Raw genomic sequence first — 23,167 nt, 5'->3', positions numbered from 1 at the left:
TCGGCGAAGCACCGAGGCCCGATCGGTCCGCGGTGTCTACGCTGGGTGGTGTTATCGGGCAGTCGTGCCGCCGGAGGCAACCGGTGGCCTTACCAGCCGAGGAATCCCGTGAGTGACACCCCATTCGGATTCGGCCTTCCGCCGGAGGAGCCGGACGACGGCGACGAGGGCAAGAAGAAGGACCAGCAGAGCGGTGGTGGTCAGGGCCCGGCCAACCCGTTCGGATTTGGCGGGCTGCCCGGCGCCGGCGGCTTTGGCGGCCCCGGTGCGGACAATCCGCTCGCAGCCATGTTCGGTTCGCTGAACCCCAACGACCTGGGCGCGGCCTTCCAGCAACTGGGCCAGATGCTCTCGTACGAGGGCGGCCCGGTGAACTGGGACATGGCCAAACAGATCGCCCGCCAGACCGTGGCCCAGGGCACCGAGGACGGCACCAAGGACGCGAGCGTCGGCCCCGCCGAGCGCACCGCGGTCCAGGAGGCCGTGCGCCTGGCCGACCTGTGGCTGGACGACGCGACGTCCCTGCCGTCGGGCTCCGGCACCGCCGTGGCGTGGTCCCGCGCGGAGTGGGTCGAGGCGACCCTGCCCGCGTGGCAGGAGCTCGTCGACCCGGTCGCGGAGCGCGTCGGCGCGGCGATGGGCGATGTCCTGCCGGAGGAGATGCAGGCCATGGCGGGCCCGCTGATCGGCATGATGCGCTCGATGGGCGGCGCCATGTTCGGCACCCAGATCGGGCAGGCCGTCGGCGTGCTCGCGGGCGAGGTCGTCGGCTCCTCCGATGTCGGGCTCCCGCTCGGTCCGGCAGGCCGGGCCGCGCTGCTGCCGGTGAACATCGAGGCGTTCGGCAAGGACCTCGGCGTGCCCAAGGAGGAGGTGCGGCTGTATCTCGCCCTGCGCGAGGCCGCCCACCAGCGCCTCTTCGCGCACGTGCCGTGGCTGCGCTCGCACCTGTTCGGCGCGGTCGAGGGCTACGCGCGCGGGATCAAGGTCGACACGGCCAAGCTGGAGGACGTGGTCGGCCAGTTCGACCCGCAGAACCCGGAGCAGCTGCAGGACGCCCTTCAGCAAGGCATGTTCCAGCCGGAGGACTCGCCCGAGCAGAAGGCGGCCCTGGCTCGCCTTGAGACGGCGCTGGCGCTCGTCGAGGGCTGGGTGGACGCGGTGGTCCACGCCGCCGCCAAGCCTCGGCTGTCGTCCGCGGACGCGCTGCGCGAGACCCTGCGCCGCCGCCGCGCGACGGGCGGCCCGGCGGAGCAGACCTTCGCCACGCTGATCGGCCTGGAGCTGCGCCCGCGCCGGCTGCGCGACGCCTCCCGCCTGTGGGCGTCCCTCACGGACGCGCGCGGGGTCGACGGCCGGGACGCCCTGTGGGCCCACCCGGACATGCTGCCGACCGCCTCCGACCTGGACGACCCGGACGGCTTCGTGCACCGCGAGCAGCTGGACTTCTCCGAGCTCGACAAGATGCTCGGCGAGGCGGCGGACGGTTCAGCCGAGAAGCCGAACCTGAAGAAGGACGACACCGAGGGCGACGCCAAGGGCGACGACGGCGAGTGAGCCTGTACGACGACACGGTCCTCGTACTCAAGGGGTACGAGGGCCAGGAAGAGCTGCGCCAGGCCTATCTGGACCATCTCCAGGCGCACCCGGACGGCCTGTGGAAGGCCTGCCACGCGGGCCACATCACGGCGAGCGCCCTGGTGATCGACCCGTCGCGCGAACGCGTGCTGCTGACCCTGCACAAGAAGCTGCGGATGTGGCTCCAGATGGGTGGCCACTGCGAGCCGGAGGACACCTCCCTGGAGGCGGCGGCCCTGCGCGAGGCCACGGAGGAGTCCGGAATCTCGGGGCTGACCTTGCTGCCGGGCGGCCCGGTCCGCCTGGACCGCCACGCGATCCCGGCGCCGTGCCACTGGCACTTCGACGTGCAGTACGCGGTCCTGGCGCCCCCCGGCGCGGTGCAGGAGATCAGCGACGAGTCCCTCGACCTGCGCTGGTTCGGCTACGACGAGGTCGCCGAGGTGGCCGACGAGTCGGTCCTGCGCCTGCTGGAGGCGACGCGCGCGAGGCTCGGCGCGTAGTAGCTGCGGTCGGCTCCCGGGATCGGCGCTTGGGACATGCGTAAGGGGCGCCCGCAGTGGCCGGCGCCCCTTACGTCGTACTCCCCGCTACGTCGTACTCCTGGGCTCAGCTCCAGGCGTTGCCCTGGTTCTGCGCCCGCACCCCCTGCTGCCCCATGCCGTACTGCCCGGCGAGGCCGCCGCCGATCTGGGTGTGCTGCGGCGGCAGCAGCTCGCTGGGCTGGACGAGTGCGAACCCGCTGCCCATGAAGCTGAGCTCCCAGCCCTCACCGGTGTTGCCGCGCCGGCGCCACACCCCGGAGGAGTGCGTCTGGGCCTGCATCTGCACGCGCAGGCCGGTCGACCAGGCGACGATCGCGTCGGCGTCGCAGTTGACGTACTTGTCGGCCGTCACCTGCATCAGCAGCGGCGCACCCGACGTCATCAGGGCGACCCGGCCGCGGCCGGTGATGTTGAGCTGGTACTTGCCCGAGCCGGAGATGCCGTACTGGCTGTCGACGGCGATGACCTCGTGGTGCAATGAGGAGTCCATCGCCAGCACGTAGCTGCTGTCGACGGTGAGGCCGTCCTGCTCGACGTCCATCACGTGGACGTGCTGGGCGAGGTTGGCGAGGTAGACCGTGCCCTGCCCGTGGCAGCGCATGAGGTTGAGGCCCTCGCCGGTGGCGGCACGCGCGTACGCCTGCTGGGTGTTCTGGTACTCGGCGTCGAACTCGACGAGCCCCTGGTAGGCGACCATCGTGCCCTTGCGGGCGAGGATGTCGTCGTGGCCCTCCAGGGTGACGCGCAGCATCTGCTTGTTCTGCAGGCTCCAGCGTTCCTGGGTCTGCTGGTCGTTGTAGGCGAAAAGCGAGCTCTGCATGACGGTTCTGGCTCCCCCTCAGCCCCGGACCCGGAGGCGGTCGGTGCTGTCCTCGCTGGGCTGGACGACGACGATGCCCTGACCGGAGAAGGCCATCTGGTAGGCCTCCCCGCTGCCGCGGCCGATCAGTGACTGCGCCTTGAAGCTGCGCTTGCCCTTCACCTTGAGGTTCGGGGACCAGGCGACGAGCGCGTCGGGATCGACGTAGGTCTCGTCCTCGCCGCCGCCGCAGTCGACGACGATCGGCTTGCCCCGGGAGGTCAGCGCGACCCAGCCCTGTCCGGTGATCTTGGTGTTCCACAGGCCCTGTCCGGCGAACTTCGCCAGGCCCTTGACGCGCTCGACGCCCCAGGTGAGGTGGCTGTCGAAGGCGAGCAGGTTGGTGGCGTTGACGGAGATGCCGTCGCCGTTGAGGTTGATGACGACGACGTCCGCGCCGTAGTCGGCGAGGTAGAGCAGGCCGTCGCCGGAGCACTTCATCAGCGGGGCGCCCTCGCCGGTCATCCAGTCGCGGGCGATCTGGCGGACGGCGGGCGGGTTGGGCTCGTACTGGATGAAGCCTTCGTAGGCGACCATCGAGCCCACGCGCGCGAAGAGGTCGCTGCCGGACTGCATGGCGACCTTCAGCATGTGGTTGCCGTGGTTCTCCATCCGGGCGGTGACGGGGGCGGGGGCGAAGCCCGCGAGTGGCTGGTTCATGACGGGCTCCCTCAGACCTCGTAGGGCTGGACGACGACGAAGTTGCCGGGGGCGGCCCGGAACTGCAGGTTGACGCTCTCGCCGGTGTCGCCCGGGTAGGCGTTGCGGCGCATGCGGACCTGGCTGGAGACGATCACCTGGGCGGCGGCCGACCAGGCGACGACCGCGTTGCAGTCGGCGAAGGTGGTCGGCGTGACCGGCAGCACCACGGGCGTGCCGTGCGTCTTGACGACGATCGTGCCGGTGCCCTGGAACTGCATCGTGAACAGCGCGCCCCCGGGGATGCCGTGTCCCTCGATGCGTCTGACCTCGTACTGGAGGCTCTCGTCGAAGGCGAGGACGTTCTCCGCGGAGACGCAGATCGCGTCGCCCTGGAGCTCGACGGGGTGCAGATGGGTGGCCTCCTCGGCGAGGAAGACCTGGCCCTGGCCGGTGCAGCGCATCAGCTGCATCTCCTGGCCGGTCGCGTTGCCCACGAGCCGGCCGGCGAACCCGGCGCCCTTGTAGCTGAAGTCGACCTTGCCCTGGTAGAGCACCATGCTGCCCTGCCGGGCGAGCACGGGCTGGCCGCCGATGCCGAGGTCGACGCGGACGAGCTTCTTGTTCTGCTGCGTCCAGCGCTGCCCGGTGGGCGTCTCCTTGAACTGCTGGAGCGCCGCGGTCACACCGGCACCGCCCTGCGGAGCGCCCTGGGGGACGGCGTACGCCTGCTGCTGACCCGGGACCTGCCCGAAGGCGGCGGGCTGCTGACCGTAGCCCGGCGGCGGGGTCGGCTGCCCGTAGCCGGGCGGCGGGCCCGGGGCGTGGGGCGCCTGCGGTGCCTGGGGCTGTCCGTAGCCGGGCGGCGGCGGGGCGCTCTGGCCGGGCGGCTGACCGTACGGCTGCTGCTGGGGCGGCTGGCCGTAGGGCGCGGGCGCCGGGGCGGGCGGCGGCACCTGGGCGCCGCCGGGCGGGGTCATCGGCGCGATGACGGTGGGCGCGCCGTGCACGCCCGGTGCGGGCGCCGGAGCCGGGGGCGGCGGCGGTGTGAAGCCCTGCGGGGCAGGCTGCGGTGCCGCGAAGGGAGCAGGGGCGGGCGCCGGGGCCGCCGGGGCGCCGAACGCGGGCGGGGCGGCGGACTGGGCCGGCGGGGCGAACCCGGGGGCGGCGCCGGTCTGTGGCTGCTGCGGAGCGGGCGCCGCGGGCGCCTCCTCCTCGGCGACCTCGCCGCCGAAGTTCTTCAGCAGCGCGTCCAGACCGCCGTCGAAACCCTGTCCGACGGCCGCGAACCGCCACACGTCCTTCAGGTAGAAGTCGCCCAGCATCACGGCACGCTCCGTGGAGAACTCCGCGCCGTTGAAGGAGTACCGGGCCACCTCGTCGCCGCCCGCGACGATCCGGATGTACCCGGGGGCGACCTGCGACATCTGCCCGGCGCCGTCGATCGTCGCCGTGAACGACAGCTTGTGGATCTTCGCCGGGATCCGGTCGAGCGTGACCCGGAAGGACTCCGTGTCGCCCGCCTGCGCGCCCAGCAGCTGGATGGACTCCTCGGGAGTCTTCGGCTGGTTGAAGAAGACGAAGTACTGGTCGTCCGAGAGCCGTTCGTCGGCGTCCAGACCGAAGCAGCTGATGTCGAACGTCAGCCCGGGGCCGCCGATCTGCACACCTACGTACAGATCGGTGCCCGCAGTGAGATCACTGATCTTGGCCTTGTGGCCGCGTTGGAATTCCCTGGCCATGCGTAACGACCGTCCCCCATCCCGAATGCGAGTGCGTCGCGTCAGGCTAACGGCAAACGCCGACACCGGAGGAAGTCGGTACAGACCCGGTACACAAGACCCATCTGCGCCAAGGAGGAGCCGTCAGTCGCCGCGGGCTCCGGGCGGATGCGGCAACCGATCGGCGGCGACCACCCCTTCGAGGTAGCCCCGGGCCCGCTCGGTGCGGGGGTAGGCCTCCAGGAGCCGCCAGAAACGCGGCCCGTGTCCGGGCACCAGCAAATGCGCCAGTTCGTGCAGGAGCACGTAGTCGACGACGTACTCGGGCATGCCCTGCAGCCGGTGCGACAGCCGGATGCTGCCCTCGGCCGGGGTGCACGAGCCCCAGCGCGTGTTCTGGTTGGTGACCCAGCGCACCGAGGTGGGCCGGGCCCGCCCCTCGAAGTACTGGGCCGACAGCCGCGCGGCGCGCTCCGCGAGCTCGTCGTCGCCGAGCACCCGTTTGCTTTCCTGTGCGGCGAGTTTGTCGAGCATGACGGTGACCCAGCGTTGCTCCTCCGCCTCGGACATCCGGGCAGGGATCAGTACGACGGTGCGATCGCCCTCGCGATACGCGGAGACCGTCCTACGGCGACGGGCGCTCCTGCGAACCTCGATCGCGCTCGCCCCCGAGCCGCTCGGCGGCTGGCTCGTCGTACTGCGCTGTGGCATTCCGGCGCTGTGCAGTGGGTCGGCGGGCACGCCCCGACGTTACCCGTTGCACACGCGGGAAGTCCCGACTCCGGGACGGTTCCGATGCGGTTCCGTGGCGATCCCCCACCGAGCGTTTGATTTGTACGACGAATATCCACCCCCTGTGGACAACTTTCGGCACCCCCTCGCCCGGTCCGGGCATGCTGACTCTCGCCGGCGGAACCAGGACGGGCTCCACCGGCTCACGGGGACGTACGACGGGGGCCTGCCATGCAGTCGATGGACCGAATGGATCAGACGGATCGGATGAACGAGGTGGATCACAAGGGTCGGGCGGGTCGCATCGAGGACCCGGTCGGCGACCGGATGGTTCCGGTGGTGAAGCCCGCGTTCAGGCGGGCCTGGCGTGATCTCAACACCGTGCAGTTCGGGATGGCTCCGGCGCACGCGCTGACCCTAGGGCCGGTGGACACGGCGACCGGCAGCTTCCTGGACCAGCTCAACGGCACCCGCGGGTTGCCGCTGCTGCGCGAGGAGGGCCGTCGCATGGACCTGCCCGACGGGCATGTCGACACGCTGGTGGCAGGGCTGGCGAAGGCCGGTCTGCTGGACGACGCGAGGGGAGGCGGCCCAGCAGCGGACACCTTGCGCGGCAAGAAGGACGTCGTCGACCGGCTGCGCCCGGACCTCGCCTCCCTGTCCCTGCTCACCGCCGAGCCGGGCGACGCGATGGGGCGCCTCGCGGCCCGCCGGTCACTGCGCGTACAGGTTCGGGGTGCAGGGCGGGTGGGTGCGCTCATCGCCGCGCTGCTGGCGGGTGCCGGGATCGGTGAGGTCGACGTGCGCGATGTGGGCCGGGTCGAGCCGTGGGACGTCTCCCCTGGCGGGCTGCCCGTCGAGTCGGTCGGCGACCGCAGGGACGAGGCCGCCCGGCGGTCGGCCCGCCGATCCGCGCCGGACCGTCCGCCGCGCCGGGGTCCGAGGTCGACGCGCTTGGAGGACGACCCCGCTTTCGCCCTGGTGATCCTGGCCCCGCGGGACGACGTCGCGGTGCACGCGCCCGCCCCCGCCGAGGCCGAACCGCTGATCGCCGCGGGCACCCCGCACCTTTACGCCGGTGTGGTGGAGGCGACCGGTGTCGTGGGCCCTCTGGTCCTGCCCGGTGAGACGGGCTGCGCGCGCTGTCTGCACGAGGGGCGCACCGACCGGGACCCGGTCTGGCCACGCCTGGTCGCGCAGTGGCGCTCCGGGACACCGCGTCAGGCACGGCCCTGCGATCTGACGCTGGCCACGACGGTCGCCGGCCTGGCCGCCGCACACGCACTCACGTTCCTGGACGGCCGGCGGCCGTCGAGCGCCGGCGCCCGCTGGGAGGTGTCCCTGCCGGGTCTGAACTGGCATGCGCGGCCGATCTGGGCGCATCCCGCATGCCCTTGTGGAGCCTCGGAGAGAGGTGCGGAGAAAGGTAAGGGGGAACACACACCTAAGGACGAGGAGTCACACGAGACAATGAAGGGGCATCGGTCGTCGAAGGAGTCCCGCCGTAAGGCAGACACGGCACGACCGGCTGGGACTTGGAGGGCGCATGTCTGATCTTCCCCGCAAGGCGGTCACCCGTACTGCCAAGCTGGCCGCGCTGCCACTCGGCTTCGCCGGGCGGGCGACCTGGGGACTGGGCAAGCGGATCGTCGGTGAGTCGGCGGAGCTCGTCGGCCGCGAGCTGCAACAGCGCACGGCGGACCAGTTGTTCAAGGTCCTCGGTGAGCTCAAGGGCGGCGCGATGAAGTTCGGGCAGGCCCTGTCCGTGTTCGAGTCGGCGCTCCCCGAAGAGGTCGCGGGCCCCTATCGCGCGGCCCTGACCAAGCTGCAGGAGGCGGCACCGCCGATGCCCACGCGCACCGTGCACGCGGTGCTGGAGGAGCGGCTGGGGAAGAACTGGCAGGAGCTGTTCCTGGAGTTCGAGGAGAAGCCCTCGGCTGCGGCCTCGATCGGCCAGGTCCACCACGGGGTGTGGCACGACGGCCGCGAGGTGGCGGTCAAGGTGCAGTACCCGGGAGCAGGCGAAGCCCTTCTCTCGGACCTCAACCAGCTGAGCCGCTTCGCCCGCCTGTTGGGCCCCCTCATCCCGGGCATGGACATCAAGCCCCTGATCGCGGAACTGAAGGACCGGGTCTCGGAGGAACTGGACTACGCCCTGGAGGCGCAGGCCCAGGAGGCGCACGCCGAGGAGTTCCTGGACGACCCGGACGTCGTGGTGCCCGGCGTGGTCCACCAGTGCGAGCAGGTGCTGATCACCGAGTGGATGGACGGGATCCCGCTCTCGGAGATCATCTCGGAGGGCACACCGGAACAGCGCGACCGCGCTGGGCAGTTGCTGGCCCGCTTCCTCTTCTCCGGCCCGGCCCGCACCGGCCTCCTGCACGCCGACCCGCACCCGGGCAACTTCCGTCTGCTGCCCGGCGGTCCGGCCGGCGAGGACGACTGGCGGCTGGGCGTCCTGGACTTCGGCACGGTCGACCGCCTCCCGGGCGGCCTGCCGACTACGATCGGCGACTCCCTGCGGATGACGCTCGACGGGGACGCGGAGGCGGTCTACGAACTCCTGCGCGCGGAGGGCTTCGTCAAGGACTCGATAGAGCTGGACCCGAGCGCCGTCCTCGACTACCTGGTGCCGATCATCGAGCCGGCCCGGGCCGACGAGTTCACCTTCACGCGCGGCTGGATGCGCAGCCAGGCGGCCCGCGTCGCCGACCCCCGCTCCCCCGCCCACCAACTCGGCAAGCAGCTCAACCTGCCGCCCGCGTACCTGCTGATACACCGGGTGACGCTCAGCACGATCGGCGTCCTGTGCCAGCTGGGCGCGACGGTCCGCCTGCGCGACGAACTGGAGGAGTGGCTGCCGGGGTTCGTCCCGGAGGAAGAGGACGTTGTGGACGTGGAGGCGGAGTCCGCCGCGGAGGCGTGATCCCGGCCGCTGTCCTGCACGGCGGCTGTGCCGCGTGGGCCAGGGCTACGTGACCGCTGTGCCGCGTGGCGACGGGTCCGCGTGACCGCTGTGCCGCCGCATGACATGACCGCGGGGGCCGGTCCGTTCGGACGGACCGGCCCCCGCGGGGAGCTTTCGCCTCCCTGGTCGGGAGGCCACTGCTTCAGGTGTGATCGGTTACTGCATGACGGCGATGGCCAGCGCACGGCGGGCACGCCTGGAGGCGCGCTCGGCCCGGCGCTGCATCCGGCGGGCGGACGCCAGGCTCACGGCCCGGCGTTCGCTCTCCGCCTCCTGCAGTCGGTCGTGCATATGCGCACGAGCCAGGGCTTCTGGGATGAGTTGCATCTCGCGGGTCCTGTTCTGGCGCGAGTCGGTCGCGCCGGTGGTGGTGTCTTCGATCGCGGAGCCGGCAGTGGGCTCGTTGGTGGACGGCTTCATCGGGGCCTGCTTCTTGGGGTCGTGCGTGACGGGGCGGTCGATCGTTCCTGCGATGTTCATGCCGTGACCGGGTTCTTGCGCGGGCGGCCACGCGGCCGCTTCCGGGCGACGACAACACCCTGGACGAACAGCTCGCCACCCCAGACGCCCCAGGGCTCACGCCGCTCCTTGGCGCCGGCGAGGCAGGCCTCGATCAGCGGGCAGGTGCGGCACAGGGCCTTGGCGTACTCGACATCGGCCGGCGACTCGGCGAAGAAGACCTCCGGGTCGTAGGAACGGCAGGGGACGGGTACGCCGAGGTTCTCGATGGCGTCGTCAAGCGCGGTGAGCGCGGTGAGCGGAGTGAGGGCGGTCAAGGTGGAGTCCTCCGTGAGGCCGGGCGGGGGGATCGTTTCGGAAGGCGGTACGGACGGGGCGTGCGCTTCGAGATGCACGGTCGGTCTTCCTCGTCTGGTCGTTCCGGTCCTGTTGGACCGGGTGGCGGCTGGGTACCGGGTGCTGCTTCTGTCCCGAGGCCCCTTCGCTCCGTCGTCCCCGTTCGAGGACAAACAGAAGGGCCGCGGATCCCGGGTGGGGTTCCGCGGCCCTGAAGGCGCCGGCCTGATCGACGATCAGGCTGGATCACTCCAGGGTTCTGGCCCACGGAAGGCCCACATCAGGTGGTGCTGCGTCGTCTTCTTCCGGCTTCCGGCACCGGCTGCCGCAAAGGCATAGGCCTGCGCCTGTGCCGCTACTGCTTCCAGTGCCTTGGTCGGTCGCTCATTGCGCTCACTCACGGGGAGACCCTGGACAGGGAGACCCGCGAGAGACACGGAGGACGCCGGCCGGACGGCACGGATGCCGGACAGACCGGTGCCCTGGAACGAGGCGTCGAGAATGCACAGGGAGGCGACGACCGAGCGATCGGTCATTTTGACGGCGCTGGTGTAGCTGCTGTTGATGCTGATCACTGGACTCGCCTCCTCTCGGCGTCTCGGGGGGACTGGGGTGAACCAGTCCCACGGATATGTAAGTAGAGCACGGATTCGGGGCCTTCGAGAAGGCCTCCGTCCCCGTGGATAAGAACCTATGGGGATTGCCGGGGCATGCGCAAACTATTTTCTCGACGAGTTTGAATCAGTCTTCCTCGTCGTCTAGTCCACTGCCCTGGCCTGCGCAGATGGCCAGGACTTCGGCCCCGTAACAGTTCAGCTTGCGCACACCGACGCCTGGGATCCGCGCCAGCTCGCCGTCGTCGTCCGGGACGGCCTCGGCGATCGCCATCAGCGTCTTGTCGGTGAAGACGCAGAAGGCCGGCTGCCCGCTGCGCTGCGCCTGGACGGCACGCCACTCGCGCAACCGCTCGTACAACCCCTCGTCCATGTCGGACGGACAGTCCTCACAGCGCATCAGTTTCATCTCACCGGCGTCGGTGAGCGTGCGTCCACAAACTCGGCAGCGAGCCGGCGTGCGCTGAGTGCGCCGGGGTACGGCAGCGGGTCTGCTCGTGGTGAAGCCGCGCTCGACGCCCCCCGGACCACCCACGGCCGCGCGCCCGGCGGCGCCGGTGGAGCCGGGGCGCAGCCCGTCCAGGAAGCGGCTGGGGCGGCGGCTCGGCCGGCCGCCGGGAGAGCGGGAGAGTGCCCAGGAGACGTGCAGGCGCTCGCGGGCACGGGTGACGCCGACGTAGAGGAGGCGGCGCTCCTCCTCGATCTGCTCGTCGGTCTTCGCGTAGGTGATCGGCATCATGCCTTCGGCGACGCCGACCAGGAAGACGACGTCCCACTCCAGGCCCTTGGCCGAGTGCAGGGAGGCCAGGGTGACGCCCTGCACGGTCGGGGCGTGCTGGGCGTTGGCCCGCTCGTCCAGCTCCGCGACGAGGTCGGCGAGGCTCGCGCCGGGCTTGGCCGCGGCGAAGTCCTGGGCGAGGTTGACCAGCGCGGCCAGCGACTCCCAGCGCTCTCTGGCGGCGCCGGAGCCGGCCGGGGGCTGGGATGTCCAGCCCTCCCCCGACAGCACGGCACGCACCTGGGAGGGCAGGTCGACGACGTCGTCCAGGAGGGAGTCGTTGCCGCCGAAGCGTGCCCCCGCGCGCAGGGCGATGCTCGCCTTGCGCACCTCGGGGCGGTCGAAGAACCGCTCGGCGCCGCGCAGTTGGTAGGGAACGCCGGCGTCGGCGAGCGCCTGCTCGTAGGTCTCGGACTGGGCGTTGGTCCGGAACAGGACGGCGATCTCGCTCGCCGGGACGCCGGCGTCCATGAGTTCACGGATGCGACGGGCGGCGCCCTCGGCCTCGGCGGGCTCGTCGGGGTACTCGGTGTAGCCGGGCTCGGGGCCGGCCGCGCGCTGGGAGATCAGCTCCAGGCGGTGGTCGGCGGCCCGGCCGCTGGCCTGCGCGAGGAGACCGTTGGCGAGGTGGACGACCTGGGGTGTGGAGCGGTAGTCGCGGACGAGCTTGACGACGGTGGCTCCGGGGTGGCGGGTGCGGAAGTCCAGCAGGTGGTCGGGGGTCGCTCCGGTGAACGAGTAGATCGTCTGGCTGGCGTCGCCGACCACGCACAGGTTGTCCCGCTCGCCGAGCCACAGCTCCAGGAGCCGCTGCTGGAGGGGGCTGACGTCCTGGTACTCGTCGACCACGAAGTGCTGGTACTGGGAGCGGACCTGCTCGGCGATGTCGTGCCGGTCCTGGAGGACGGCGACGGTCAGCAGCAGGACGTCCTCGAAGTCGATGACCCCACGGTCCCGCTTGACGTCCTCGTAGACCGAGTAGAGCTGGGCGATCTCCGCCGGGTCCCTGGGCGCGTCGCGGCCCGCCTTGACGGCGGCGAGGGCGTAGTCGGCGGGGACGGTCTGGGTGACCTTGGACCACTCGATCTCGGCGGTGACGTCCCGCAGTTCGCCCCGGTCGAGGCGGATGCGGCAGGCGGCCGCCGCATCCGCGACGAGTTGGATCTTGCGGTCGACGAGCCGGGGCATGGAGCCGCCGACCGCCTTCGGCCAGAAGTACTGGAGCTGCCGCAGGGCGGCCGAGTGGAAGGTACGGGCCTGGACGCCGGCGGCGCCGAGCTGCCGCAGCCGGCCGCGCATCTCGCCCGCGGCGCGGTTGGTGAAGGTGACGGCCAGCACGCTGGAGGGGTGCAGGATCCCGGCGCGCACTCCGTAGGCGATGCGGTGGGTGATCGCCCGAGTCTTGCCCGTGCCGGCGCCTGCCAGCACGCACACCGGACCGCGCAGGGCGGTGGCCACCTCGCGCTGCTCGGGGTCGAGCCCCTCCAGCACCGCGTCGGCCGAATCCGGTACCTGCGGGAAGAGCGTGGAGTGCGTTGCTGCTGTCACACCGCCATGCTGCCAGGTCGCCGGAGACAGGTGAGCCCGTTGTCCACAGGGACACCTCCGCAGTCGTACTAATGCGGCAGGCGTCACGTCCCAGTGCGGCCGGCGTCACGTCCCGCCCAGCACCAGGTGTGGGAATGGTGGCCCTTTCAAGTACGTTCCCTCTCTGCGAGGACGGATCCCCGAGCAGCTGAGGAGTGCGAGAGACATGCCGGGCACTGTGACGATGTACAGCACCACGTGGTGCGGCTACTGCCGCCGGCTGAAGAGCCAGCTCGACCGCGAGGGCATCGCGTACGAAGAGATCAACATCGAGCAGGACCCGGAGTCTGCCGCGTTCGTGGAGAAGGCGAACGGTGGCAACCAGACGGTACCTACCGTGCAGGTGATTGCCTCCGACGGCGGCCCGGAGGTCGTCATGACGAACCCGAGTCTTGCCCAGGTGAAGCGGGCGCTCGGCGTCTGATCGCCGTGCTGCCGACAGAGGGCGGCCCCTGAGACGCATACGCGTACTCGGGGGCCGCCCTCTTTTGGTCGGACTGCCGGTCAGACGCTCCTCGTCGGCAGCGGCTTGCCGTACCAGAGCTCGATCAGGCGGGCCGCGATCGAGATGCCGTACGGCGGGAGCACCTCGCCGGACTCGAAGGCCGCGCCCAGGTCGTCGCGGGAGAACCAGCGGGCCTCGTGGATCTCCTCGCCGTCCACGTCGATCTCGGTCGAGGTGGCGTGGGCCATGAAGCCGAGCATGAGGCTGGAGGGGAACGGCCAGGGCTGGCTGGCGACGTACTCGACCTGGCCGACGGCGATGCCGGCCTCCTCGAAGACCTCGCGGCGCACCGCCTGCTCGATGGACTCGCCGGGCTCGACGAAGCCGGCGAGCGTCGAGAAACGCCCCTCGGGCCAGTGGACCTGACGCCCCAGGAGGATGCGGTCCTCGTCGTCGGTGACCGCCATGATCACTGCGGGGTCGGTGCGCGGGTAGTGCTCGGCGCCGCAGGCCGGGCAGCGGCGGATGTGACCGGCCGCCGCGATGGCGGTGCGCTCGCCGCAGCGGGAGCAGAAGCGGTGGGTGCGCTGCCAGTTCTCCAGGCCGACGGCGTGCACCATGAGGCCCGCGTCACGCGGCGACAGGAGCAGGCCGGCCTCGCGCAGGCCGGCCGCGCGGGCGGACTGGTCGATGCGGCCGGGCAGGGCGTCCTTCTGGAGGGCGAAGTAGCTGACGCCGTCCTCGTCGGTGCCCAGGAAGTAGCGATGCGCCTCGGTCAGGGGGGCCTCGAACGAGGGGGTCATGACGATCTCGGTGTGCCCGTCCGGGGTCTCGTCTATGAGGACCTGGCCGCCGGAGACCACGAAGCAGCGGGTTGTGGGGTGACTCCACGCCGCCGCGAGCCAGGCCTCGTCGAGCCGGTGGTGGGCGGCGCGGTCGATGCCGCTCGGGGCGGTGAGCGAGATGGGGCGGTCGGCGGTGTGGTCGGTCCAGGTGGTCACGTGTGCTTCCAACTCCCCCAGGGGAACGGGTTGTTTCTGTGGGCGGTTCGGCGGGACGTACGGCGGGAGGCGACCGGGTCCGGCGGGGCCGAGCGGTTCGGGACGGTTCTTCCAGTGTGCCCCTCGCGTGCTGTGGCTCCGGACGGTGCGCAGTGGTCAGGGCGCACGGCGCCAGGTCTCGGCGAGGTCGCCCCACAGGTACGCGGCGGTTTCGACGCCCTTGAGGAGCAGATCGAGCTCGACCTTCTCGTTCGGTGCGTGCCACCCGTCGGAGGGGACGGAGATGCCCAGGAAGAGCACGGGCGCCCCGAGGACTTCCTGGAGATCGGCGGCCGGTCCTGAGCCGCCCTCCCGGGTGAAGCGGACGGGTTTCTGGAAGGCGCGTCCCATCGCGCGGGCGACGGACTGGAGAGCGGGGTGGTCCAGCGGTGTCAGACACGGGCGCGTGGCGGCGCCGAACACGATGTCGTGCTGGATCCCGGTGGGCAGTTGCTCGGCGAGCCAGGCACGGACGGCCTTCTCGATGTGGTCGGGGTCCTGTCCCGCGACCAGGCGGAAGGACAGCTTCACCATGGCCGAGGACGGGATGATCGTCTTGCTGCCGGGGCCCTGGTAGCCGCCGCCGATGCCGTTGACCTCGGCGGTGGGGCGGGCCCAGACGCGCTCCAGGGTGGTGTGGCCGGCCTCGCCGAGGGTGGCGTGCGACTTGGCTGTGCGCAGCCACTCCGTCTCGTCGAAGGGCAGCTCGGCGAAGAGTTCGCGCTCGCGGTCGGTGAGCTCGACCATGCCGTCGTAGAAGCCGGGGATCGCCACGCGTGCGTGCTCGTCGTGGAGGGCGGCGACCAGACGGGCGACGGCGGTGGCCGGGTTGGGCACGGCGCCGCCGAAGGAGCCCGAGTGGATGTCCTGGTCGGGTCCGTGCAGCCGGATCTCGCACTCGGCGAGGCCGCGCATCCCGGTGCACACCGTGGGGGTGTCCTCGGACCACATACCGGTGTCGGAGACGATCACGGCGTCGGCGGCGAGCCGGTCCGCGTGCTCCTCGACGAGGGCGCGGAAGTGCGGGGAGCCGGACTCCTCCTCGCCCTCGATCAGGAGCTTCAGGTGGACGGCGGGGGCGGTGCGGCCGGTGGCGGCGAGGTGGGCGCGGACGCCGAGTGTGTGGAAGAACACCTGGCCCTTGTCGTCGGCCGCACCGCGCGCGTAGAGGCGGTTGTCCCGGACGACGGGTTCGAAGGGCTCGCTGTCCCAGCCGTCCTCGCGGGCGGCGGGCTGCACGTCGTGATGGCCGTAGACCAGGACCGTGGGCGCCTCGGGGTTGTCGGAGGGCCACTCCGCGAAGACCGCGGGGGCGCCCGGCGTCTGCCAGACCTCGGTGGTCGGGAAACCGGTCTCCTTGAGCTTGGCGGCGAGCCAGTCGGCGCTTTTACGGACATCGGGCGCGTGGTCGGGCTGGGCCGACACCGACGGGATGCGCAGCCACTCGGCGAGTTCGTCGAGGAAGGTGGGGCTGTGCTGCTCGATGTACGTACGGACGGCGCTGTCCGGGGTCTGGCTCATGGTCACGAGCCTATCGGCCCGCGCTGACATCCTCGGTGGGCGGTTCCTCACAGTTTGCTTGCCCGTGCGGCTCCTCCGCCTGCCCGTCCGGCTCCTCCAGCAGCAGCCGTTCCAGGGCGGCCCGGTCCGGCAGCCCCTCGGGACGTACGACCTCGCCACCGCGCACGTACAGGAACGCGGCGCCCACCGACTCCAGCGGTACGCCCCGCTGCTCGGCCCAGGCCAGCCGGTACAGGGCGAGCTGGAGAGGGTCGGCGGTGCGGGTGCGATTGGTCTTCCAGTCGACGATCTCGTACGTCGCCGTATCGCCGTCGCCCTCTTTGTAGACGGCGTCGATGCGGCCGCGGACCACCCGGCCGGCGATGGCCAGCTGGAAGGGGGCCTCCACGCGGTAGGGCGTGCGGTGGGCGTACTCGGTGCGTTCGAAGGCGTCCTTGAGGGCTTCCAGGTCGCGTTCGTCGGCGATCTCGGCCTCGCTGCCCGGCAGGTCGTCCGGTTCCAGCATGGGCAGCGTCAACGCCTCGAAGCGGGCCTCCACCCATGCGTGGAAACGGGTGCCTCGGCGCGCGGCGGGTTGTGGGGGGCGCGGCATGGGGCGCGCGAGTTCCCGTGCGAAACCGTCCGGGTCGGCTGCCAGGCGCAGTACCTGGGACGCGGTGAGCGACGCGGGCAGGGTGACGTCGGTGACGGCCTCACGCGCGCGTAGAAGCTCGCCGGTCAGGGCGTCGAGGTCACGGTCCCAGGAGGCGATGGCGCGGGCCTCTTCGGGGGTGAGGCGGGGGCGACGGGGGGTGGCACGGGTGTGCTCCGGGCTGACGCGGGTGTGCTCTGCGCTGACTCGGTTGTGCTCCGGAGGTACGCGTGTGTGCTCGGCGCGGTCCGGGGCCGTGGCCTGGCGGCGGTCCGGGGCGGACGCCTGATGAGGGACGGCCGGTCGGTCCGGGGACAAGGTGTCCCAGTCGGCCGGCTCCTCGTCGAGGGAGTCGAGGAAGGGGACCTCGTCCTCGGTGCCGTACTCCTCCCCGTCCGGGTCGGACGGTCCCTCGTAGCTCTCGTACGGGTCGTCGTCGTCCGGTGGTGGTGGCCAGTCCGGGTCGCCGTGGTCGTCGGGGTCGTGCGTGGCCGCGGGGTGGCCGTCCTCGTGGGAGGCGAGGTCCTCCAGGTGGGCGAGAACCGTCTCGGCGGCGGTCCGGCGGCGGGCGAGGGAGGCGTCGTCCAGAGGCAGGGGCCAGACCTGGTCGGCGCCCTCCTGGTGCAGGGCCGGGTTCTCCTCGTCCTCGGCGGGCTCGTCGGCCCAGGCCTCGATCTCGCCGAAGCCGGCCGCGCAATGCTCGTACAGGTCCTGGAGGAACTCGGAGGGTCCGCGCGGCTTCTTCTGGCTGGGGCCCCACCAGTGGCCGGAGCCCAGGAGCAGGGAGCGGGGGCGGGTGAAGGTGACGTAGCCGAGGCGGAGTTCCTCGGTGTGCTGGTGCTCCTTCATGGACTCCTGGAAGTCCTTCAGGCCTCGGGAGGTCCAGGAGCCGATGTCGGGCAGGGTGTCGGCGTCGCCGCGCAGTTCGTGCGGGAGCACCTTGCCCTGGGCGGTCCACTTCTCGCGGCCCCGGGTGCTGGGGAAGCTGTCGGTGACCAGGCCCGGGACGGCGACGACGTCCCACTCCAGGCCCTTGGACTTGTGCGCGGTGAGCACCTTGACGGTGTTCTCGCCGCCGGGGAGGGCGTTGTCGAGGCCCTTCTCGTACTGGGCGGCGGTGCGCAGGAAGGCGAGGAAGGCGAGCAGGGTCGCCTCGCCGTCGCCCGCCGCGAAGGAGGCGGCGACGTCGAGGAAGTTGGAGAGGGTCTCTCGGCGGCGGGCGGCCAACGCGTGCGGGGACGCCGACAGCTCGACCTCCAGGCCGGTGACGGCGAGGACGCGGTGCAGGACGTCCATCAGCGGGTCGGCGAGCGAGCGGCGCAGGTCGCGCAGTTCGGCGGCTAGGCGGGCGAAGCGCACGCGCGCGTCCGACGAGAAGGGCAGTCCGTCGTCGTCCCGTTCGGCGTCGAGCGGCATCTCCAGGAAGGTGTCGAGAGCGTCCGCCAGCGATATCACCTCGGACGGATCGACCCCCTCGACGGCCTCGGCGAGCCGGCGGTCCCGGTCGTCGCCGGCGTCCACGCGTGCGTGCGCGACGAGGAACCGGGCGCGGCGCCCCAGGAGGGCGAGGTCGCGCGGGCCGATGCGCCAGCGGGGGCCGGTCAGCAGACGGACCAGGGAGGCGTTGGCGCCCGGATCCTGGAGGACTTCGCAGACGGCGACGAGGTCGGCGATCTCGGGCAGGTGCAGCAGCCCGGACAGGCCGACCACCTCGACGGGCACGTCCCGGGCGACCAGCGCGCCCTGGATCTGCGCGAAGTCGGTCGCCGTGCGGCACAGGACCGCGATCTCGCCGGGCGCCCTGCCGGTGCGGACGAGGTGGGCGATCGAGTCGGCGAGCCAGTCCATCTCCTCGGCGTGGGTGGCCAGCAGCGCGCAGCGCACCGTCCCGTCGCGTTCGGCGCCGGACGCCGGGCGGAGGGCCTCCACGCCCGCGTGCATGGCGCGGAGGGGCTCGGCGAGGCCGTTGGCGAGGTCGAGCAGGCGGCCGCCGCTGCGGCGGTTCTCGCTGAGCGACTGGCGGACGGCGAGGCGGCCGTCGGGGTGCGCGAAGTGCTCGGGGAAGTCGTCCAGGTTGGCGACCGACGCGCCGCGCCAGCCGTAGATCGCCTGGCAGGGGTCGCCGACCGCGGTCACCGGGTGGCCGGTGCCGCCGCCGAACAGCCCGGCCAGCAGGATGCGTTGGGCCACCGAGGTGTCCTGGTACTCGTCGAGGAGGACCACACGGAACTCCTCGCGCAGGATCCGGCCCACCTCGGGGATGCCCGCGAGCCGCGCGGACAGCGCGATCTGGTCGCCGAAGTCGAGCAGGTCGCGCTCACGTTTGGCGGCTCGGTAGCGCACGACCAGGTCGGCGAGTTCGCGGCGCGCGGCGGCCGCCTCGGGCACCTTGCGCAGGTCGGGGTTGGTGAGCTTGACGCTCTCCAGGGACCGCAGCAGCCCGGCGTCGTACGCGCGCAGCGCCTCGGGCCGTACGAGGTGTTCGGCGAGTTCGGCGTCGAGCGCGAGCAGGTCGCTGACGAGGTCGGCGAAGGAGCGGGTGAGCGCCGGATAGGGACCCGGGGCCTCGCGCAGCACGCGCGCGGCCAGCTGGAAGCGGGTGGCGTCGGCGAGCAGGCGGGAGGTCGGCTCCAGCCCTATACGCAGGCCGTGGTCGGTCAGGAGGCGGCCGGCGAAGGCGTGGTAGGTCGAGATCACCGGTTCGCCGGGCGGGTTGTCCGGGTCGATGACGTCGGGGTCGGTGACGCCCGCCTTGATGAGCGCCTTGCGGACGCGCTCGGCGAGTTCGCCGGCGGCCTTGTTGGTGAACGTGAGCCCGAGGACCTGTTCGGGGGCGACCTGGCCGGTGCCGACCAGCCACACCACACGGGCCGCCATCACCGTCGTCTTGCCCGACCCGGCTCCGGCCACGATCACTTGCGGGGCGGGCGGCGCGACGATGCAGGCCGTCTGCTCCGGGGTGAAGGGGATGCCGAGGAGCTCCTTGAGCTGCTCGGGATCGGTGATACGGGCGGGCATGTCGGAGAGGCTAGCGGCGCGCACTGACAGTGGCGGACGAATCGCCCCTCGGTCCGGAAGAGACGCTGGTCAGCACGTGTGGTGCGACGGGTCACACCGGCGCGTTCTCTCCGCCGAGGACCCTCTCGGGCCGCGCGCTCACTCCACCACGTGCCGCCCCTCGGGCTGCGCGCTGCACGACGCCCGGAACGCGCAGTGCGCGCAGTGCTGTCCGGCGCTCGGGGTGAACCGCTCGTCGAGGACCTTGCCGGCCGCGGTGGCGAGCAGATCGCCGACCCACTCCCCCTCCAGCGGCTCCTGCGCCTGCACCTTGGGCAGCGTCTCGCCGCCGTCGCGCTGCGCGGCGCCCTGGCGCAGCTGCACGAGCTCGGCCCCGCCCGGCTCGGGCCGTACTCCGTCGAAAGCCTCGTCGACCGCTCCCTCGCGGACGGCGAGCTGGTAGACGGCGAGCTGCGGATGGTGGACCAACTCGGCCTTGCTGACGGCCTGTTTGCCGGTCTTGAAGTCGACGACGTACGCGCGGCCCTCGCCGTCCGCCTCGACGCGGTCCATCTGGCCGCGGATGCGTACCTCGTAGTCGCCCGCCCCGAGGGTGACGTCGAAGTCGTGCTCGCTGGCCACGGGGGTGCGGCCGGTGCGGTCCATGACGTGCCACTTCAGGAAGCGTTCGAGCGCCACGCGCGCGTTCTCCTTCTCCTGCGCCGACTTCCAGGGCGCGTCGAAGGCGAGCGCGTTCCACACCGAGTCGAGACGCTCCATGAGGACGGCGAGATCGGCCGGGGTGTGTCCGGAGGCGACCTCGTCGGCGAGGACGTGGACGACGTTGCCGAAGCCCTGGGCGACGGTCGCGGGCGCGTCGGCCTTCACCTCGCGGCCCAGGAACCACTGCAGGGCGCAGGTGTTGGCGAGTTGGTCGAGGGCGCTGCCGGAGAGCACGACGGGGTGGTCGCGGTCGCGCAGGGGCACCTTGCTCTCGGTCGGCTCGTACATGCCCCACCAGCGGTAGGGATGAGCCGAGGGGACTAGCGGGCGGCCGTCGTCGTCGGCGAGCGCGGCGAGGCGGGCCAGCCGGTGGGCGGCGGCCTCCCTGAGGGTGTCGGAGACGCGCGGGTCGACCGTCGTGGCGCGCAGTTCGGCGACGAGCGCGGCGACGGACAGCGGGCGGCGCGGGCGGCCGGTGACGTCCTTGGGCTCGACGCCGAGTTCGGTGAGGAAGCGTGAGGGCTGGTCGCCGTCGTCTGCCGGGGCCTTCACGGCGGTGACGACGAGGCGTTCACGCGCGCGTGTGGCGGCGACGTAGAAGAGGCGGCGTTCCTCGGCGAGCAGCGCGCCGGGGGTGAGCGGTTCGGCGAGTCCGTCGCGGCCGATGCGGTCGGCCTCCAGGAGGGAGCCGCGGCGGCGCAGGTCGGGCCACAGGCCCTCCTGGACGCCCGCGACGACGACCAGGCTCCATTGCAGGCCCTTGGAGCGGTGCGCGGTCATCAGGCGTACGGCGTCGGGGCGTACGGCACGCCGCGTGAGGGTGTCGGCGGCGATGTCCTCGGCGTCGATCTCCGCGAGGAAGTTGAGGGTGCCCCGGCCGCCGCTGCGCTCCTCCGCGCGGGCGGCGGTCGCGAACAGCGCGCACACGGCGTCGAGGTCGCGGTCGGCGTTGCGTCCGGCCGCGCCACCGCGCCGCGCGGAGCGCTCCAGGCGCGCGGGCCACGGAGTGCCCTCCCACAGGTCCCACAGCGCCTCCTCGGCGCTGCCGCCACCGGCGAGGCGCTCACGGGCCTTGCGCAGCAACGCGCCGAGGCGTTGGGCGCCCCGCGCGTACGCGGGGTCGTGCGCGACCAGGCGCTCGGGCTCGGCGAGCGCCCGCGCGAGCAGCACGTCCGACGGCGGCGGCAGCGCGTTGCCCGCGGCCCGCTCCTCGTCGCGCAGGGCCCGCCCGAGACGGCGCAGATCGGCGGCGTCCATGCCGGCGAGGGGGGAGGCGAGCAGGGTGAGGACGGTCTCGGTGTCGAGCCAGGAGGTGTCCGACGGCGGCTCTTCTGGAGGCTGTCGCGGCCCGTCGGAGGCGTCCTCCGATGCCTCTCCCGAGGCACGTTCGTCATCGGCTCCCGAGGCACGTTCGTCGTCGGCCTCCGAGGCGCCTACGGCATCGGCGTCCCCACCCGGGCGCACGGGTGCCTCCGCATCCGCGCCCTCCTCGGGATCCGTCGCATCGACGCCCACCTCGGGACCCGTCGTCTCCGCGCCCCCCTCAGGCCCCGTCGCCTCCGCCGTCGCCACCGCCCGCAACGCCGTCAGCAAAGGCGCCACCGCCGGTTCGTGTCGCAGGGCCAGGTCGTCGCCGTCGATGTCCAGGGGCACGCCCGCCGCGGTGAGCGCGCGGCGGACCGTCGGAATCGTGCGGGAGCCGGCGCGCACCAGGACGGCCATCTCGCCCCAGGGGACGCCGTCCTCCAGGTGTGCCCGGCGCAGGATGTCGGCGATGTTGTCGAGCTCCGTTCCTGGCGTCGGATACGTGTACACCTCGACGCGGCCGCCGTCCCGGACCGGGGCGAGTTCGCGGTGGGCGCGCACCTTCTCGGCCGGGAGCCGGGTCAGCGGCATGCGCTGGGTGAGCAGCCGGGTCGCGGTGAGCAGTCCGGCACCGGAGCGGCGGGAGGTGCGCAGGACCTCGACCGGCGCCGGGCGGCCGTCCGCGCGCGGGAAGGCGTCCGGGAACTCCAGGATGCCGTTCACGGCGGCGCCCCGGAACGCGTAGATCGACTGATCCGGGTCGCCGAAGGCGACGAGGGTGCGGCCGCCGCCGGCCAGGGCGTGCAGCAGCCGTACCTGCGCGGGATCGGTGTCCTGGTACTCGTCCACCAGGACGGTGTCGTAGCGCGCGGCCAGTTGTGCGGCGACCTCGGGGCGGCGGGCGAGGAGCACCGCGCGGTGGACCAGTTCCGCGTAGTCGAGCACGCCCTGGAGGTCGAGCACGTCGAGGTACTCGGCGAGGAAAGCGGCGGCGGCACGCCAGTCGGGGCGGCCGATGCGGCGGGCGAAGGCGTCCAGGGCGCCCGCGTCCAGGCCGAGTTCGCGGCTGCGGGCGAGGACCGCGCGGACCTCGTCGGCGAAGCCGCGGGTGGTCAGACAGGCGCGCAGTTCGTCGGGCCAGCGCACGTGCGCGAGGCCGAGCCCTTCCAGGTCGGGCTGTCCGGCGAGCAGTTCGCGTACGGCGACGTCCTGTTCGGGGCCGGACAGCAGCCGCAGCGGCTCCACGAACAGGTCGGTGTCCTGGTGGGCGCGGACCAGGGCGTAGCAGAACGAGTGGAAGGTGGTCGCCTGGGGCGCGCGGGCGGCGCCGGTGCGGGTCGCCATGCGGTCGCGCAGTTCGACGGCCGCCTTGCGGCTGAACGTGAGCACCAGGATGCGTCCGGGGTCGGCGCCCCGGTCGATCCGGGCGGCCACCGACTCGACGAGCGTGGTGGTCTTCCCGGTGCCCGGTCCGGCGAGGACCAGCAGTGGTCCGGCGCGGTGGTCAACCACCGCGCGCTGTGGCGCGTCCAGACGAGGGGGAGCAGGTCGGTCCGGTGGGGTTCGCACCAGTCGGTAAGCGCCACGGTCCCCCTGACGCACCTGAGGGTGCGGCAGGCGCCTGGTGGAGGAAGAGGAGCTCACGTGGTTCGCCGGTCCTGGTGGTTGTGCTGGTTGTCGGGCCACCGC

At 72.2% G+C, this 23,167-nt stretch carries 17 protein-coding genes; 5 read left to right on the top strand and 12 right to left on the bottom strand.

Annotated elements, in window-relative coordinates; translation table 11 throughout:
- Nucleotides 1-108 precede the first annotated feature (108 nt).
- Together ACWDR3_RS14435 and ACWDR3_RS14430 are read left to right on the top strand one after the other, a co-directional pair.
- Nucleotides 109-1,557 carry a zinc-dependent metalloprotease gene (locus ACWDR3_RS14435; protein WP_450352787.1) on the top strand — a complete coding sequence of 483 codons (1,449 nt, stop codon included), beginning with the start codon at nucleotides 109-111 and terminating at the stop codon, nucleotides 1,555-1,557.
- Nucleotides 1,554-2,081: an NUDIX hydrolase gene (locus tag ACWDR3_RS14430; RefSeq protein WP_450352786.1), complete on the top strand. Its 528-nt coding sequence runs from the start codon at nucleotides 1,554-1,556 to the stop codon at nucleotides 2,079-2,081. Before ACWDR3_RS14435 ends, ACWDR3_RS14430 begins: the two co-directional genes overlap by 4 nt.
- 106 nt (nucleotides 2,082-2,187) lie before the next feature.
- On the opposite strand, the gene ACWDR3_RS14425 is transcribed toward ACWDR3_RS14430, so the two are convergent.
- From ACWDR3_RS14425 to ACWDR3_RS14410, 4 genes are all read right to left on the bottom strand, one after another.
- Nucleotides 2,188-2,943 carry an AIM24 family protein gene (locus ACWDR3_RS14425; protein WP_450352785.1) on the bottom strand — a complete coding sequence of 252 codons (756 nt, stop codon included), beginning with the start codon at nucleotides 2,941-2,943 and terminating at the stop codon, nucleotides 2,188-2,190.
- Nucleotides 2,944-2,961: 18 nt separating this feature from the next.
- The gene (locus ACWDR3_RS14420) at nucleotides 2,962-3,642 is read right to left on the bottom strand and encodes an AIM24 family protein (RefSeq protein WP_450352784.1); all 681 of its coding nucleotides are present in this window, start codon (nucleotides 3,640-3,642) and stop codon (nucleotides 2,962-2,964) included.
- A gap of 11 nt (nucleotides 3,643-3,653) precedes the next feature.
- A complete protein-coding gene (locus tag ACWDR3_RS14415) occupies nucleotides 3,654-5,363 on the bottom strand; it encodes a TerD family protein (RefSeq protein ID WP_450352783.1) in 1,710 nt (569 codons plus the stop codon).
- 123 nt (nucleotides 5,364-5,486) lie between these two features.
- Nucleotides 5,487-6,083, bottom strand: coding sequence for a M48 metallopeptidase family protein (locus tag ACWDR3_RS14410; protein WP_450352782.1), 597 nt, complete (start codon nucleotides 6,081-6,083; stop codon nucleotides 5,487-5,489).
- Nucleotides 6,084-6,401: 318 nt separating this feature from the next.
- On the opposite strand from ACWDR3_RS14410, the gene ACWDR3_RS14405 reads away from it, so the two are divergent.
- Both ACWDR3_RS14405 and ACWDR3_RS14400 read left to right on the top strand, forming a co-directional pair.
- Nucleotides 6,402-7,628 (top strand): TOMM precursor leader peptide-binding protein, encoded by a 1,227-nt coding sequence (locus ACWDR3_RS14405; RefSeq protein WP_450352798.1) that lies wholly within the window; start codon nucleotides 6,402-6,404, stop codon nucleotides 7,626-7,628.
- Entirely contained in the window at nucleotides 7,621-9,000 is a 1,380-nt protein-coding gene (locus ACWDR3_RS14400) for an ABC1 kinase family protein (RefSeq protein WP_450352781.1), read from the top strand. The genes ACWDR3_RS14405 and ACWDR3_RS14400 overlap by 8 nt, the downstream gene beginning before the upstream one ends.
- 198 nt (nucleotides 9,001-9,198) lie before the next feature.
- On the opposite strand, the gene ACWDR3_RS14395 is transcribed toward ACWDR3_RS14400, so the two are convergent.
- The 4 genes from ACWDR3_RS14395 to ACWDR3_RS14380 form a co-directional block, all read right to left on the bottom strand.
- Nucleotides 9,199-9,522, bottom strand: a complete 324-nt coding sequence (locus ACWDR3_RS14395) for a hypothetical protein (protein ID WP_401713077.1) — start codon at nucleotides 9,520-9,522, stop codon at nucleotides 9,199-9,201.
- Nucleotides 9,519-9,896 carry a WhiB family transcriptional regulator gene (locus ACWDR3_RS14390; protein ID WP_123997878.1) on the bottom strand — a complete coding sequence of 126 codons (378 nt, stop codon included), beginning with the start codon at nucleotides 9,894-9,896 and terminating at the stop codon, nucleotides 9,519-9,521. Before ACWDR3_RS14390 ends, ACWDR3_RS14395 begins: the two co-directional genes overlap by 4 nt.
- 177 nt (nucleotides 9,897-10,073) lie before the next feature.
- Nucleotides 10,074-10,412, bottom strand: a complete 339-nt coding sequence (locus tag ACWDR3_RS14385) for a hypothetical protein (protein WP_450352780.1) — start codon at nucleotides 10,410-10,412, stop codon at nucleotides 10,074-10,076.
- Nucleotides 10,413-10,578: 166 nt separating this feature from the next.
- Complete coding sequence (locus tag ACWDR3_RS14380; protein WP_450352779.1) at nucleotides 10,579-12,777, bottom strand: ATP-dependent DNA helicase UvrD2; 2,199 nt, start codon at nucleotides 12,775-12,777, stop codon at nucleotides 10,579-10,581.
- Nucleotides 12,778-12,982: 205 nt separating this feature from the next.
- Here ACWDR3_RS14380 and ACWDR3_RS14375 point away from each other — a divergent pair, with 205 nt between their 5' ends.
- On the top strand, nucleotides 12,983-13,240 hold the full coding sequence (locus tag ACWDR3_RS14375) for a mycoredoxin (protein WP_450352778.1): 258 nt from the start codon (nucleotides 12,983-12,985) through the stop codon (nucleotides 13,238-13,240).
- 80 nt (nucleotides 13,241-13,320) lie between these two features.
- Here ACWDR3_RS14375 and nudC read toward each other — a convergent pair whose 3' ends face one another.
- From nudC to ACWDR3_RS14355, 4 genes are all read right to left on the bottom strand, one after another.
- Complete coding sequence (gene nudC, locus ACWDR3_RS14370; RefSeq protein WP_450352777.1) at nucleotides 13,321-14,262, bottom strand: NAD(+) diphosphatase; 942 nt, start codon at nucleotides 14,260-14,262, stop codon at nucleotides 13,321-13,323.
- A gap of 156 nt (nucleotides 14,263-14,418) precedes the next feature.
- Nucleotides 14,419-15,822 (bottom strand): dipeptidase, encoded by a 1,404-nt coding sequence (locus ACWDR3_RS14365; RefSeq protein WP_450352776.1) that lies wholly within the window; start codon nucleotides 15,820-15,822, stop codon nucleotides 14,419-14,421.
- A 10-nt stretch (nucleotides 15,823-15,832) separates the two neighbouring features.
- A complete protein-coding gene (locus ACWDR3_RS14360; RefSeq protein ID WP_450352775.1) occupies nucleotides 15,833-19,471 on the bottom strand; it encodes a UvrD-helicase domain-containing protein in 3,639 nt (1,212 codons plus the stop codon).
- Between the two features lie 138 nt (nucleotides 19,472-19,609).
- The gene (locus ACWDR3_RS14355) at nucleotides 19,610-23,122 is read right to left on the bottom strand and encodes a UvrD-helicase domain-containing protein (RefSeq protein ID WP_450352774.1); all 3,513 of its coding nucleotides are present in this window, start codon (nucleotides 23,120-23,122) and stop codon (nucleotides 19,610-19,612) included.
- Nucleotides 23,123-23,167: the final 45 nt, after the last annotated feature.

The sequence above is a fragment of the Streptomyces sp. NPDC001002 genome (genome assembly GCF_053599215.1).
The sequence above is the reverse complement of the archived record's forward strand: the minus strand, read 5'-3'. Positions and strand labels throughout refer to the sequence as shown.